Genomic DNA, 14,499 nt, shown 5'->3' with positions numbered 1-14,499 from the left:
ATTTCCGGGACGATTTTCGTACAAATTAAAACTAAACTATAAAAAATCAAATAAATCATGTATTCGGTTGAGGCGTATATCTCAGATACGGCTTTACTTCGGTTACGCCTTTTGGGAAGATTTTTCTGGCATCTTCCGTGGAAACTGAAGGCGGAACAATTACATCGTCTCCATCCTGCCAGTTTACTGGCGTAGCAATTTTGTGGGAGTCAACCAACTGCAAAGAATCTAGAACCCTAAGGATTTCATTAAAATTCCTTCCTGTTGAAGCAGGATAAGTAATGATCAATCGTACTTTCTTGTCAGGATCGATAATCAGTAAAGAGCGTACCGTCGCTGTTGCAGAAGCATTCGGATGGATAAAATCATACAGTTCGGAAATCTTTCTCTCCTTATCCGCTATAATCGGAAACTGTACTTCCGTTTCCTGTGTTTCGTTGATATCCCGGATCCAGTTCTGATGGTCTTCTACTCCATCTACACTCAAAGCAATCACCTTCGTTCCTCTTTTATCAAATTCTTCCTTCAGCTTTGATGTATAACCCAACTCTGTAGTGCAGACCGGTGTGTAATCTGCGGGATGTGAAAATAAAATCCCCCAGGAATCTCCCAGATATTCGTAAAAATTAAGATCTCCTGCAGAAGTTTCTGCCTGAAAATCGGGTGCGGTGTCTCCTAGTTTGATTGACATAATATTTTGTTCTTATTAGTCTACAAATTTAGTAGAGTTTTTGAAACTGGCAAAATTTTTGTTGAAAAATTGTATCTTTAATTAAATATTTTTTTTGGTATGGAGAAAGGCACTCTTGGATATATTGACGTTGTATACCGGGTTTTGGAAAATTGGTATTTGAAATTTGCGGAACTTACCCCTAAACTCGTGGTCGGCATCCTGGTGTTTTCTTTATTTCTCATCACCAGCAAATATCTGAGCAAGGCTGCCGTAAAACTTTTCCATAAATTATTCCCTAAAAGCAAAAAAGAAAGTTCGCTGGTTACCACAATCAGTGTATTCCGGTTCCTGATTATGATTATGGGAACGTTTATCGCGCTGGAAATTATGGGATTCAGCGGTTTCCTTTGGAAGTTCATCGGAAGTTTGGGAGTAGCCGGGGTGATTGCCGGGGTTGCCCTGAAGGATCTCGTATCCAGCATATTTTCCGGAATGCTGATCGGAATTGATAAAGCATTTAAAATCGGGGATTACATTAATATCGGAAACAATTCGGGCACTGTTTCTGAAATCGGTTTCCTGACAACGAAAATTATAACGGATGACGGCAAAAAGGTTTACATTCCCAACCAGGTTATTTTCAATGCGCCGTTTTCCAATTTTACCGCTTCACCTCAACGGAGAATTATTTTAAATTTTGAAATTCCGGCAGATGAAGATATTAATAAAGCGCAGCAAGGCATTATGGAGGTAATCCAAAGCCTGGAAAATGCAGACCGGTTAGATGGTGCGGAAGTAATCTTCACCGATCTGAAGCAGGGTATTTTCAATCTTCAGGCTAAATTCTGGATGAAGGTAGGAGCCAATATGGTACAGCTGAAAAGTGAAGCTTACCTGCTGATAAAACAACGGCTGGATAAAGACGGGATTCATCTCGTTACTCCAACCAGCATCAACATCACTGGCGGAGATCCGGGCAGTCTTACAGGAAATTCCGATAAATAAGAGGGAAGCTGGATGCCAGAAGTTCTTTTAAATAACCCTTAGCCATCACATGATTGTTGTTTCCTTCAAGTGAAAACTGTATTTAAAATTCAACATTTAAATCACTGATAACAATCAAGTGTTAATAAATTTAGATAAAAAAAGCAGCCAATTATGGCTGCTTTAATTTTATATGTACTGAAACTTATTTTTTAACAATCAGCTTTTCAGTAATCTTCTCTCCATTCTCAAGGATAATCGTGATCAGGTAATTTCCATTGATCAGATCATTTACCTTTACTTTCGTTTCACCTTTGAAGCTTCCCTCTTTTACCAGTCTTCCGGAAGCGTCAAACAATTTGTAATCTGCTTTTTGTGAAGCATTTTTCAGCAGGATGTTAACGACATCATGCGATGGATTCGGGTATATTGAAAAACTTTTTACCGAAGCTTCCGAAGTGGACAGTGTATTTTGGGTAATGGAAAAAGCAGATGAGTTAAGAGCATAATAAATATTGCCTACTGCCTTCACCATGATCCTTGCCGAAGAAACGTTTTCATTAGGAAGCGTTACATTGGCAGAACCGTTGTTGGGAACACTGGCCGCCAGTACCGTATTGAAAGTCAGTCCGCCATCTTTCGATAAAATGATGCTCACATTCTGTGTATTGATAGATCCTGTATTTGTTCCTGCTACATTCCAAGTGACCGGAATACTAGTGTTTCCCGTATAATTTGTTCCGGTTGTTCCCTGTGAAGTCACGGTGAAAGGCCCGTCACCGGTTACCGTTACGACCATCATATCTCTTGCTGCCTGGTTTCCGCTGGCTTTATTGTCATTCACGAGCAATGAAAAGTTAAGAGTTCTGGCAACACTTGGCGTTACTTCCCATTTAGGAACCAAATTATTGGCGACTACAGAGCTCAGCAACGGAAGATATCTTGAAGGAGAGCTCAGCGGAGTTCTCGAACGGTAAACCGGACCTACCGTAGCTGTGGATACCGGAGGTTGGGTATTGTTGGTATTATCATATTGTTCCCACAGATAGGTTAGTGGATCTCCATTAGGATCAGTACCTGTTCCCGTCAGCACAAAAGCCGTTCCGTTCGGTATCACATAATCGGCACCTGCATCTGCTGTAGGAACGCTGTTGTTATTCAAAGTTTTAGATGAACAGTCGGAGGATCGCTGCAGAACATTATACATTTCGATCACACTGGCGGCATGGAAATAGGCATCACTGTTATTCTGCACGTTATTATTGGACCCGCAGATTCCTGCATACGCCATAATGGTGCTTCCGCTTCCAGGTTCGTAAGCCGTACTGTTATTGAAATTTCCTGCACATGAGCTTGTTGCTGCCCGGAAGGTATGGTTGGCCCCGAACTGGTGCCCTATTTCGTGTGCTACATAATCAATATCAAACGGATCGCCTACCGGAGCGCCAGATCCTGTAACCCCTCTTGCTTTGTTATTGGCAACACAGACAACGCCCAAGCCGGCAAGACCGCCGCTGTTGGTCCCGAAAACATGGCCGATATCGTAATTGGCTGATACGATTACATTATTCGTATTGGTTTGGTTTTCATTAATCATCGCACTGGGATTCCCATTCGAAAAAGGATCGGTAGAGGCATTGGTATAAATAAGCTGGCTGTTGTTGGCGACCATCACCATGGTGGATGAAATGGTTTTTTCATAAATTCCGTTCACCCTGTTCATCGTGGTTACCATCGCGGCCATCGCTTGGGAAACGGTCCCTCCATGAAAAGTGGTATATTCTCCGGTAGCCGACAAAGCCAATCTGTAGGTTCTGAACTGTCCGTCAGAAACCAACGGTGCTTTGTTTGCAGATCCGTTGTTTTTCAACTCATCCAGTTCACTTTCAACATGGCATTCAAACAACCTGTCATTTTTCGGTAAATCTTTTCTCTTATAAATAATGAAAGACGAAAGATCCTTAGTGTAACTGTCGAGATAACTTACTTCCCAATTATCAAAATACATCACGCTGATTCCGGTGTAAGGCGTTACACTGAAACGGATGGTATTTTCAGGATGATTTTTCTGCCATCCGGTGTAGGAACGCATATCCGGAAACTCGGCCTGCAGCTTAGGCTCCATAACAGAAGCTTCCTGCACGATGTAATCTCTTATATTTCCATCGGCATCCGGAAATTTAACGACCAGGTTCTCATTACCCGAAAAACGCTGAGGCGCTTTTTTAAGGTCTCCTTTAATTTTTTCAAGATCCAGATGATAGAGGGAAAAAGCCGTTGGATTGGTCCACCGCGGACTGAGGTTTTCCCTGTTTACTTTGTTGTCCTGTATTTTGGACCAATAATTCTGCTGGCCAAAACCCTGCATAGCCATCAGCAGGCATGAGAGAATAAATGTTTTGGATTTCATGTGAATGATGTATATATTATTATTTTATGGTAACTTTTTTAAATGAGACGTTGCCTGTTAATTTCAACAGGATATTCGGTGAAAGCCTGCTCTTCTTACTGAAGTTGGGATTATCAAAAGGGGTAACTGTAATATAGAGGATATCTTTATCCACTATGACAGACTCAATGGCAACGTCATTCGTATTTTTCAATCGGGGCTTTATGATAAGATAAGTCTCGTTTTCGATGACGGCAGGAATCGGTGAAAATCTGTTTCCGGAGTTATGCTGATGAATAATGCTGAAAATCTCATCCATTTGTTCCTGCGACTGAATGATGAAAAAGTCTTTTGACGTTAAAGAAAAAGCATAATGGTTTTTGTCTTCAAAAGGAATCGGTTTTCCTTTGGGCACCACAATATTGCCGGCAACCTGCGATTGACAATTAAGAAATAAAAGGAGAAAAAAGTACAGATATAATCTCATTTAAGAGTCCTTTCTTGTAAATATAATAATTTTAAAATGGATAAATTATATTTTAAAAGAAAATGTTATTGAAAATTAATGACCTTTTTTATTTTTTGCGGAACGGTCCTGTTTATTAATTTTAGCAGATCTGCTTTCTTCAGGAATTTTAGCTTCTCCGATTACATAATCCTTATGATTTAGAGTATCCGTTTGTGTATCCGAAACTACAATTCCAGTCGTTCTTCCATAAGTTGCTTTCTGTTTTGAACAGCCTGCTAAGAACAAGAGCATCGAGAGAACGGAAAGGATCATTTTATTATGCCGAAAACTTGAAGGGATGTAATTAAAAAATCTATTTTTTAATGTATCGTATTTACCTACTGAGTTTATCTGATGATTATAGAGTCTTCCACAAATCCTTTCGCCCTGCTGCTCTTCTACGATCCGCCGGATTTCTTGCAGTTGCATTTGTGTGAAATCGACTACACATTTGTTGCAGACAGAACAGAATCTCCCTTTTCCTGATTAGACATAAGTTCCCAGTCTTCTGAACAGGGATTAGGAACGTTTATTTTTTCCCATGATAGAAGTTTTTTTAAAAGTACAAAAATCTAAGCTTAGGGATGATTTAATTTATCCTTCAAAATCAAATTGAATGAAGCTGATTTTAAATTGGCTACGCCTCATTAATGTACAGCAGTAACTAAATAAAAAAACCGTTCCAAAAATGAAACGGTTTTTTAGGTATATGAAAATTTCAGCCTTATGCTAAAACTTCTTTTACTTTGTTGGCAGCTTCTTCCAAAGTAATTGCTGAATGTACAGGAAGACCTGATTCATCAATTAACTTTTTCGCTTCAACTGCATTGGTTCCCTGAAGTCTTACGATCAAAGGAACAGGAAGGCTTCCCATAGCTTTGTAAGCATCAACAACCCCCTGAGCTACTCTGTCACATCTTACGATACCACCGAAGATGTTGATCAGAATTGCTTTTACGTTCGGATCTCTTAAGATGATTCCGAAAGCGGTCTGTACTCTTTGTGCATCAGCAGTTCCACCTACGTCAAGGAAGTTAGCCGGGTTACCACCTGATAACTTGATAATATCCATAGTTGCCATCGCAAGACCAGCTCCGTTTACCATACAAGCTACGTTACCATCCAGTTTTACGAAGTTAAGACCGGCTTCACCAGCTTCAACGTCCATTGGATCCTCTTCTCTCGTATCTCTAAGCTCAGCTAAATCTTTGTGACGGAACAATGAGTTGTCATCCAAAGTTACTTTAGCATCTACTGCGATAATTTTGTTGTCGGAAGTTTTCAATACCGGGTTGATTTCGAAAAGAGAAGCATCAATTCCCGTATAAGCATTGTAAAGGGAACCGATGAATTTTACGAATTCTTTGAAAGCATTTCCTTCAAGACCTAAATTGAAAGCAATTTTTCTTGCCTGGAATCCCTGAAGGCCCAAAGCAGGATCAATGATTTCTTTGTGGATCAGGTGAGGCGTTACTTCTGCAACGTGCTCGATGTCCATCCCTCCTTCAGTAGAATATACGATGGTATTTTTACCTTCAGCTCTGTCTAAAAGAATAGAAACATAAAATTCTTTTGTTTCAGATTCTCCCGGATAATATACATCCTCTGCAACCAAAACAGAATTTACTTTTTTACCTTCAGCAGAAGTTTGTGGAGTAATCAACTGCATTCCGATGATGTTCTGAGCGTTCTCTTTAAGTTTATCCATGTTCGGAGAGAACTTTACACCGCCTCCTTTACCACGGCCACCTGCGTGGATCTGAGCTTTTACAACCCATCCCTGAGCGCCGGTATCGGCAGTTAGTTTTTCAGCAGCAGCTACTGCTTCATCTACGTTGTTTGCAACGAAACCGCGTTGGATAGCTACTCCGTACTTTGATAAAATCTCTTTTGATTGATACTCGTGAAGATTCATATTATTTTTATTATTTTATTTTAATAGTTAATGGTTGACAAATTTAATAAAAATGAACAAGGTTAAAAAGAAATTTGTGGAACTTTTAACGGAATGGGAAAGCTTCAGTATTATCTGATCCGGATTTTCCTCGGTTCAGGGCTTAATAAAAAGCTTTTCAGTAAAATAAGTCTAATTATTCTAATCAGATTTTAATGGCATTCTAATTTCATTATGTGGTAGTAACGCACCTCATCATTATCTTTGTATCTGTAAAATGACAAAACCGCATTTCCGCTTCGGATCTGCATCACACCAAATTACAGTACAGATTATTAATAATATAATCAGGGCGTTAAAAAATGTCCTGAAAAAAGTATGTAAAATCATCTTACTTATAAATAAAAATGGCGGCAACAGCAAATGAATACGGGATAAAACTCCTGAAGTACATCACAAAAGAAAAAAAAGATGTTACCAATATTTATTTTTATGCAATTCTGAACGGATTGGTATCCCTGAGCATTCCTCTGGGAATCCAGTCCATTATCAGTTTTGTAATGGGGGCAACGATGGTGACATCCATTTACCTGCTGATCTTTTTTGTGGTCCTCGGGACTTTTTTTGTCGGGCATTTCCGGCTGAAGGTACTCCAGATCATTGAAAAAATCCAGCAGAAGATTTTTGTTGAATTTTCCATAGCTTTTACCGAAAAGCTGCCCAAAGTAGACCTTTCTTCAGCAAGAAAATATTACCTGCCGGAGTTGGTTAATCGTTTTTTTGATGTGCAGAATCTTCAGAAAGGGATATCGAAAATCCTCCTGGAAATTCCGACCGCTTTAATCCAGATTGTTTTCGGGATCCTTCTGCTTTCCTTTTACCATGTATGGTTCCTGGCATTCGGAGGTCTGGTTGTACTTTCCGTAGCGGTTATCTTTAGGTATACCATGGAGAGCGGTATTAAATCCAGTATTGAAGAAAGCGATAAAAAATATGATACCGCGGCATGGATCGAAGATATTGCCGGCTCGGTAAAAACGTTCAAAATGCATTCTGAAAATGAGACTCATCTCCAGGGAACCGATGAACGGGTAACGGAATACCTTGATCACAGGACTTCCCACTTTAAGGTTCTGATGTTTCAGTATAAAACCATTATCGCCTTCAAAGTCATCATTACGCTGGTTATGCTCGTTATCGGGACGTACCTGATGCTTGATCAGCAGCTGAATATCGGAGCGTTCATTGCCACGGAAATTGTAGTGCTCAGCATTATGGCCGCTGTAGAGAAGCTGATTATAAGCCTGGAAAGCTATTATGACGTGATTGCTTCGTACGCAAAGCTGACGAAAGTTACCGAACTGAAAGAAGAAACCGACGGAGATATCCAGCTATCCCAGAAATCAAATGGGACCGAAGTAGAATTTAAAGATGTCAATTTTGCATTTCAGGATGCCAATCCGATACTGGGTGATTTAAATTTTAAAATAAAATCCAACAGCCTTAATGTCATTACCGGAAATACAGGAACCGGAAAATCGCTTCTCCTGAATATGATGGCAGGTTTCTATGAGCCTGCATCAGGAGCCATTCTTTTTGATAAGATCCCGCTGAAAAATTTAAATAAACAGCTCTTGAGATCAGAGGTCGGGCTATATCTCGAAAACATGAAAGTGATCCAGGGAACCGTACTGGAAAACATCTTACTCGGAAATTCAAGCAGTGATACCGAAAGTGTTCTTCAGATCTCCGAGAAAATAGGAATTGAAAACATTTCCCATCTTTTCAGCAACGGTTTTTACACCGACATCAGTGAAACGGATTCGGAAATCACGTTCAGTTCCCGGAAAAAGATCTTAATGCTCCGCACCCTTTTAGGCGAAAAAAGGCTTATCCTACTGGAAAACCCGCTGGCCGGAATGCCGGAAGAATTTCAGAAAAAGCTGCTTCAGTACCTTCATGAGATTAAGGAGAGAGCGACCATCGTTATTGTGTCTTCCGATCAAAACCTTATTGCAGGCGCAGACCAACACCTTCATCTTGACAACGGAACATTAAGAATTATCTTCTAAAAAACAGAAAATGAAACTACAATCCTTCGATAAAATATACCGCATCCATAAAAAATCCAGGGTAAAAAGATGGTTTTTCTTCATCCTTTTCGCTGGTATCGTCACGCTCTTCCTACCGTGGACGCAGAACATTAAAATTAAAGGAAACGTAAGTTCCCTTTATCAGGAACAGCGTCCCCAACAGCTAAACTCGCCCATCCCCGGAAGAATCATCAAATGGAATGTGAAAAATGGAGATTACGTAAAAAAAGGCGATACCCTACTACAGCTATCTGAGATTAAAGATGATTATCTGGATCCGCTTTTGGTACAGCGTACAGAAGAACAGGTGCAGGCAAAAAAGGGAGTAAGAGATTATTACGAAGCCAAAGTAGGTACAACAAAGAACCAGTTACAGGCTTTAAATGCTGCACGAGAACTGAAGCTGAATCAGCTGAAAATAAAGATAAGCCAGCTCAACAACAAGCTTACCGGTGAAGAGGCCGAGCTTGAGGCGGCAAAAAACGAACTAAAGCTTTCGGAAGACCAGTTTGCCAGACAGAAAAAGATGTATGACGAAGGGCTGGTTTCCTTAACGCAGTTTCAGCAGCGGAGCATTTCCTATCAGAATTCCGTTGCCAAGAAAACCGCTTCCGAAAACAAAGTAGCCCAGACGCGGCAGGAAATTGTCAACACACAGATCGAGCAGAATTCCGTGATCCAGGACTATACCGAAAAACTGAGCAAAATTGAAGGCGAACGTTTCCAGAGTATGGGACAGATCGAAGGAAGCGACGGTGATATTGCCAAACTTCAGAATCAAGTGGCAAACTACAAGGCAAGACAGGGTTTATATTTCATCATCGCCTCTCAGGACGGGCAGATTGTCCAGCTGAACAAAGCCGGTATCGGGGAAGTGCTGAAAGACGGGGAAAACATCGGGACCATTGTTCCGACAACAGTAGATTATGCTGTGGAAATCTATATCAAGCCGGTGGATCTTCCGCTGGTAAAAGAAGGACAGCGTGTGATGTGCATTTTCGACGGATTCCCGGCCATCGTATTTTCCGGATGGCCCGATTCCAGCTACGGAACTTTTGCCGGAAAAGTGGTTGCCGTAGAAAGTAATATCAGTCCGAACGGACTCTTCAAAGCATTGGTAATTGAAGATAAAAATGAAAAAAGATGGCCTCCGAAAATAAAAATGGGAACCGGTGTGCAGGGAATTGCGATTTTAAACGATGTCCCGATCTGGTACGAATTATGGCGGAACATCAACGGCTTCCCACCGGATTATTATGAAGTAACGAATACAAAATCAGCAAAAGATGAAAAAGGCAAATAAAGTACTCTTTGTTTTAATCTTTTTACTTTTCCAGTCGGGTTTTGCACAGGATTCTCTTAAAATATCCGTGAACGAATTTATTTCGGTCGTGAAGAACTACCATCCTTTAGCCTTAAAATACCGCCTTCAGAATAAAATGGCGGAAGCTGAAATCCTGAGGGCAAGAGGAAATTTTGATCCGGTCCTGGCCGGCAAGCTCGGAGAAAAAAATATCGACGGAACCCAATATTACGAGCAGAAAAACTTGGCCCTGGAAATTCCCACCTGGTATGGAGTTGAAGTTACCGGAAGCTACAATTATTTAGACGGCGAAAAGCTGAATCCAAGTGATACCAAAGGCGGATTGTATCAGTTCGGCGTCACCGTTCCTTTAGCGAAAAATTTGCTTTACGACAAAAGAAGAGCCATGCTCGACCAGGCAAAATTTGCTTTGAAAATGACGGAAGCAGAACAGGCGGTCCTAACCAACGATCTGCTGCTGGAAGCTGAAAACACCTATTGGGAATGGGTACAGAATTACGAGATTTATAAGTTGAAAACAGAAATTGTAGACATTAACAGAGAACGTTTAAAGCTGACCAAGAAAACTTTTGAATACGGGGAAAAACCGGCCATCGACACGATAGAAGCCCTTTCCCAACTGCAGAATTTTGAACTTCAGCAACGGGACGCTTTTTTAAGCTTTGTAAAAAGTACCCAGCAGCTCCAGCTGTTTCTGTGGAAAGACAACCAACAGTTTTATGAGCTCCCGGAGATGATCTACCCCGCTGACGATTTGTCGAAAAACCCCGCCTATACGGAATTTGAATTCCTGATCAATGACGTTGATTCCAGACAGATCAATGCTCATTTTTCCGTTTTATATTATCAGCAGAAACAGAATATCCTGGAAAGCGAGAGACGCCTGAAATGGCAAAGCTTCCTGCCAAAGATCGATTTCACCTATAATTTTTTTAACAAGGAAAATTACAGGGCCGATTATCTGCCGTTGTTTGATAATAATTTTCAGTACGGCCTGAAATTGGAAATCCCGGTTTTCCAACGGGAGGCACGTGCCAATTACCAGATGGCAAAGATTAAGTTGGCTCAGAACGAACTGGATACAGATATTAAAAGAAGGGAGCTGGATGTAAAGATCGAAACCTACAAGAACGAAATCCTGAATTATTATACCCAGATCGGACTTTCCGAAAACAACCTGCAAAACTACCGCAGGCTTCTCAATGCCGAAGAAACGAGATACAGCAACGGAGAAAGTTCGCTTTTCCTGATCAATTCTCGGGAAAATAAAGTAATTGAAGCGCAGGAGAAATTCATTTCCATCCGGACGAAATTCCTGAAAAGCTTCAATAAGCTGAAATGGATGAGGGAAAATTTTTCTTTATAAAATGAAAAAGTTCAGGTCTCCCTGAACTTTTTTTATGCTTATTATTCCCGTCATTTATTAGCCAGGAAGATCTGTTTATATTAAATCCTGTTTTTAGCAAAGTAAAAAATCAGCATTGCCCAACTGATGATCATCAGCAATCCGCCCAGCGGGGTGATCGGCCCTAAAAATTTCAGGTTCATCCCCCAATAATCCTGCATGCTTAAGGCGTAAATGCTGAATGAAAACAGCATGGTTCCTGCAATCATCAGAATGGAGATCCATTTTTGGGAAGACGTGTCGAATTTCAAAATATAGCCGACGATCAGCAAGAAAAATGCGGCATACATCTGATATCTTACCCCGGTTTCAAAGCTTTCCAGCCTTTCTACCGATAAAATTTTCTTTAAAGCGTGCGCGCCGAATGCACCCAAAATCACGGAAAGCATTCCGTAAGCGGCTCCAAAAACTAAAGTAATTGTTTTCATGCTAAAATTCTTCTAATTCTAATGTTAAATATTTTTTTGTCTTTTGATTCTGCCAGGTTCCGGTCATCTTCCTGCCTCGTAGATCTGCTTCTATCAATGCTGTAACCATCCACTGCCGGGCTTCTTCATTGTACTCACTGCTTTCAACAAGGGAAATGTGATTGCCTTTTACAGTCCCGTGCCACTCGATCAGTTTCCTGTTTTTATCATACCAGTATTTTGCAGAAAAAGAGCCGTCGGCATATACCTCCCCTATCAGAACCGTAATTGGATACTTCCCGTCTATTTTTCCTTTGTATATTTTATTGCTGAAACCCGTCTGGTCCGCCTGCTGAGAGCCGGATAACAAATTCTTTGCATACGGGCTCCAGTATTTTTCTAATTCTTGATAGGAAAAACCGACCTGATGGCTGCCTAAATCGTCCAACGCCAGCATGGCATGATTGGAGCATCGTTCTGCAACAAACCGGATGCTGTCTTCTGCAAAATAATATCCGATGCTTCCTATGGTGTAGTCCGTAGAACATTCTTCATACATGGCAATCTGATCCTGTACTTCCTCTGAAGGATTTTTCCGTGATTTTAAATCCGTGAGGAAATCGCTGATTTCTTTACGGACTTTTTTCCGGATCAGGCTCTCCATAAGCTTAACGGCGTCAGGACGGAAAAGATCTTCGGCACTGATAAAATTTCCGGTCCTGAGATCAAAATTCTTCCAAATAGTAAAACCTTCCGGATACGCTCCTGAAGCTTCGCCATCCATGATGATGCTCAGGATATTTCCAGGTGTTTTCATCTTCTTCCAACTGTAAAAATACACGTAATTGGAGGATGAATTCTTACCCGACGTAACCCGCTTAGACGGATCACCCGCCGTTCCGGGAATATATTCTAGCTGATCTACCTGTAGATAGGTATTGATTTTCTCTGCCACCTTCGAATTCTTTGAATAAGAAATCACCGGAAACACAAAATTTTCAGATGTTGGCGGCAAATCTGTAATTTTAATGGTATTCTGCTGGCCAAAGCACAGTCCTGAAGCCCATAAAAACAAGACCGTCATTTTTGAAACAGCAAGTCCGGAGGCATCCGGTTTTACGGATAACATGTTTCGTAAGGCTTCAAAAATTAACTGAATTGCTTTCATTTATAATTTACAATTTTAAACACCAATGCGATAAGCCCAATGGCAATGAACATCCATGCAAATTTTCTATTCCGGGCAAACCCAGGATCTTTAGACAGTGCGAGAAAGATCCCAAAAGCCAGCATCAAAGCGGATACAATAATTCCAAACATTACTGTCCTCTCATTCGGTTAAACTCATGGATGACCTCGTGATGGCTCACCGTCTTGTCTTTGAAATACGTCACGAAATGCTGTTTTTCCTCTTCGGTCGCGCCCATCTGGTTTAAGATGTTCAGCAAATGCATTTTCATGTGTCCTTTCTGGATTCCGGTGGTTACCAGGGAGCGCAATGCCCCGAAATTCTGGGCCAGCCCTGAAACCGCCAAGATACTCATCAGTTCCTGCGCCGACGGTTTTCCTAAAAGGGCTAAAGAAAATTTAACCAAAGGATGGAGATTCGTTAATCCTCCGACAACGCCTACGGAAATCGGAAGATCAATCCAGAACCTGAAAATTCCGTTATCGGTAGTGCAATGGGTTAAAGAAGAATACTTCCCGTTTCTTGCAGCATAGGCATGGGCACAGGCTTCAGTGGCCCTGAAATCGTTTCCGGTAGCGATAACTACCGCATCTACCCCGTTCATGATTCCTTTATTGTGAGTGGTCGCACGGAAAGGTTCGATCTCGGCAATGGTAACGGCCTGCTTGAACTTCCAGGCAAATTCTTCATTGGAAATTCCGCTGTCGTCCTTCAGATCTTCTATTTTGCAGGAAACCTCAGCTCTTACCAGGCAATCCGGTGTAAAGTTGGAAAGAATATTCATCACGATCTGCAACGAATTCTTTTCTTCCTGGCTGAAATCTTCACTTACCGCCACTTCTGCTTTTAACGTCTTTCCAAACTGCTCCAGGCAGGAATTGATGAAGTTCGCACCCATCGAATCCACCGTATCGAAGCTCGCTTTAAGCTGATAGTAGTCGGGCATTTCGGCTGTTTTATCGATCAGTTTGATGTCTAAGATCCCACCGCCTCGCTTCCTCATATTTGCCGTTATGTCTTCCGTAGCTTCGAGTAATTTTTTCTTTACATTAAAATTGAAAAAATGCTGCAGCTTGTGAGATTCAACTTTAAAAATGAAATGGGTATGCCCTAGTTTTTCATTGTTGATGATGGTTGTCTTAAACCCGCCCTTATCCAGCCAGAACTTTGCTGCCTTTGAAGCAGCCGCCACTACAGAGCTTTCTTCAACCGCCATCGGAAGGGCAAACAGTTTCCCGTCGATTAAAAAATTCGGGGCAATCCCATAAGGCATATAGAAATTGGAAATCGTATTTTCGGAGAACTCATCGTGGAGCTTCTGCAAATCCGGGTTTTCATTCCAGTACTGCTGCAATATATTCTGGTATTCTTCATTTCCTTCAAGATATTCGTTAACGAGCCAATCGATTTTCCCCTGTTTTGTTAATTTGGAAAAACCTTCAACGGGTGTATGATTCATAGTGGTGTGTTTATTTCTCTGCTATCACAGGTGAAATCAGACCCTGCTGATTTCATTATTATTTGATGAGCGTAAAGATACTAATTTTGTCACTTTAAACTGTTGATAACATCAATGAAAAAAGGTTGACTTTTATCAAATTTGGAACTATCTTTGAGAAGTAAATAAGATCTA

Annotated in this window: 12 protein-coding genes; 4 read left to right on the top strand and 8 right to left on the bottom strand. The window is 41.0% G+C overall.

All coding sequences use genetic code 11. The annotated features are described in order from the left end of the window. Positions 1–55: 55 nt before the first annotated feature. The gene (locus QE422_RS05790; RefSeq protein ID WP_307455843.1) at positions 56–691 is read right to left on the bottom strand and encodes a peroxiredoxin; all 636 of its coding nucleotides are present in this window, start codon (positions 689–691) and stop codon (positions 56–58) included. A 99-nt stretch (positions 692–790) separates the two neighbouring features. Between QE422_RS05790 and QE422_RS05785 the strand changes: the two genes are divergently transcribed. After that, positions 791–1,678 (top strand): mechanosensitive ion channel family protein, encoded by an 888-nt coding sequence (locus QE422_RS05785; protein WP_307455841.1) that lies wholly within the window; start codon positions 791–793, stop codon positions 1,676–1,678. 184 nt (positions 1,679–1,862) lie between these two features. Here the strand turns inward: QE422_RS05785 and QE422_RS05780 are convergent, their stop codons facing one another. The 4 genes from QE422_RS05780 to sucC form a co-directional block, all read right to left on the bottom strand. Continuing rightward, positions 1,863–4,067, bottom strand: a complete 2,205-nt coding sequence (locus QE422_RS05780) for a reprolysin-like metallopeptidase (RefSeq protein ID WP_307455840.1) — start codon at positions 4,065–4,067, stop codon at positions 1,863–1,865. Positions 4,068–4,086: 19 nt separating this feature from the next. After that, positions 4,087–4,464 carry a hypothetical protein gene (locus QE422_RS05775; protein ID WP_307455838.1) on the bottom strand — a complete coding sequence of 126 codons (378 nt, stop codon included), beginning with the start codon at positions 4,462–4,464 and terminating at the stop codon, positions 4,087–4,089. 144 nt (positions 4,465–4,608) lie between these two features. Beyond that, the gene (locus tag QE422_RS05770; RefSeq protein WP_307455836.1) at positions 4,609–4,983 is read right to left on the bottom strand and encodes a hypothetical protein; all 375 of its coding nucleotides are present in this window, start codon (positions 4,981–4,983) and stop codon (positions 4,609–4,611) included. Between the two features lie 295 nt (positions 4,984–5,278). Then, the gene (gene sucC / locus QE422_RS05765) at positions 5,279–6,469 is read right to left on the bottom strand and encodes an ADP-forming succinate--CoA ligase subunit beta (protein ID WP_307455834.1); all 1,191 of its coding nucleotides are present in this window, start codon (positions 6,467–6,469) and stop codon (positions 5,279–5,281) included. A gap of 386 nt (positions 6,470–6,855) precedes the next feature. Here sucC and QE422_RS05760 point away from each other — a divergent pair, with 386 nt between their 5' ends. From QE422_RS05760 to QE422_RS05750, 3 genes are read left to right on the top strand one after another with little or no spacing between them, the layout of a single operon-like run. Next, positions 6,856–8,520 carry a peptidase domain-containing ABC transporter gene (locus tag QE422_RS05760; RefSeq protein WP_307455831.1) on the top strand — a complete coding sequence of 555 codons (1,665 nt, stop codon included), beginning with the start codon at positions 6,856–6,858 and terminating at the stop codon, positions 8,518–8,520. 10 nt (positions 8,521–8,530) lie between these two features. Beyond that, positions 8,531–9,844, top strand: a complete 1,314-nt coding sequence (locus QE422_RS05755) for an HlyD family secretion protein (protein ID WP_307455829.1) — start codon at positions 8,531–8,533, stop codon at positions 9,842–9,844. Further along, positions 9,828–11,231, top strand: a complete 1,404-nt coding sequence (locus QE422_RS05750; RefSeq protein WP_307455828.1) for a TolC family protein — start codon at positions 9,828–9,830, stop codon at positions 11,229–11,231. The genes QE422_RS05755 and QE422_RS05750 overlap by 17 nt, the downstream gene beginning before the upstream one ends. An 80-nt stretch (positions 11,232–11,311) precedes the next feature. On the opposite strand, the gene QE422_RS05745 is transcribed toward QE422_RS05750, so the two are convergent. The 3 genes from QE422_RS05745 to QE422_RS05735 all read right to left on the bottom strand — a co-directional run bounded on the left by QE422_RS05745 (position 11,312) and on the right by QE422_RS05735 (position 14,325). Further along, entirely contained in the window at positions 11,312–11,698 is a 387-nt protein-coding gene (locus QE422_RS05745; protein WP_307455825.1) for a DUF423 domain-containing protein, read from the bottom strand. A gap of 1 nt (position 11,699) precedes the next feature. Further along, positions 11,700–12,845 (bottom strand): hypothetical protein, encoded by a 1,146-nt coding sequence (locus QE422_RS05740; protein ID WP_307455824.1) that lies wholly within the window; start codon positions 12,843–12,845, stop codon positions 11,700–11,702. 151 nt (positions 12,846–12,996) lie between these two features. After that, a complete protein-coding gene (locus tag QE422_RS05735) occupies positions 12,997–14,325 on the bottom strand; it encodes a hydroxymethylglutaryl-CoA reductase, degradative (RefSeq protein ID WP_307455822.1) in 1,329 nt (442 codons plus the stop codon). Positions 14,326–14,499: the final 174 nt, after the last annotated feature.

Source organism: Chryseobacterium sp. SORGH_AS_0447, assembly GCF_030818695.1.
Taxonomy (GTDB): Bacteria; Bacteroidota; Bacteroidia; order Flavobacteriales; family Weeksellaceae; genus Chryseobacterium.
Note: the sequence above shows the minus strand (reverse complement) of the source record. Positions and strands in the feature narration are given on the sequence as shown.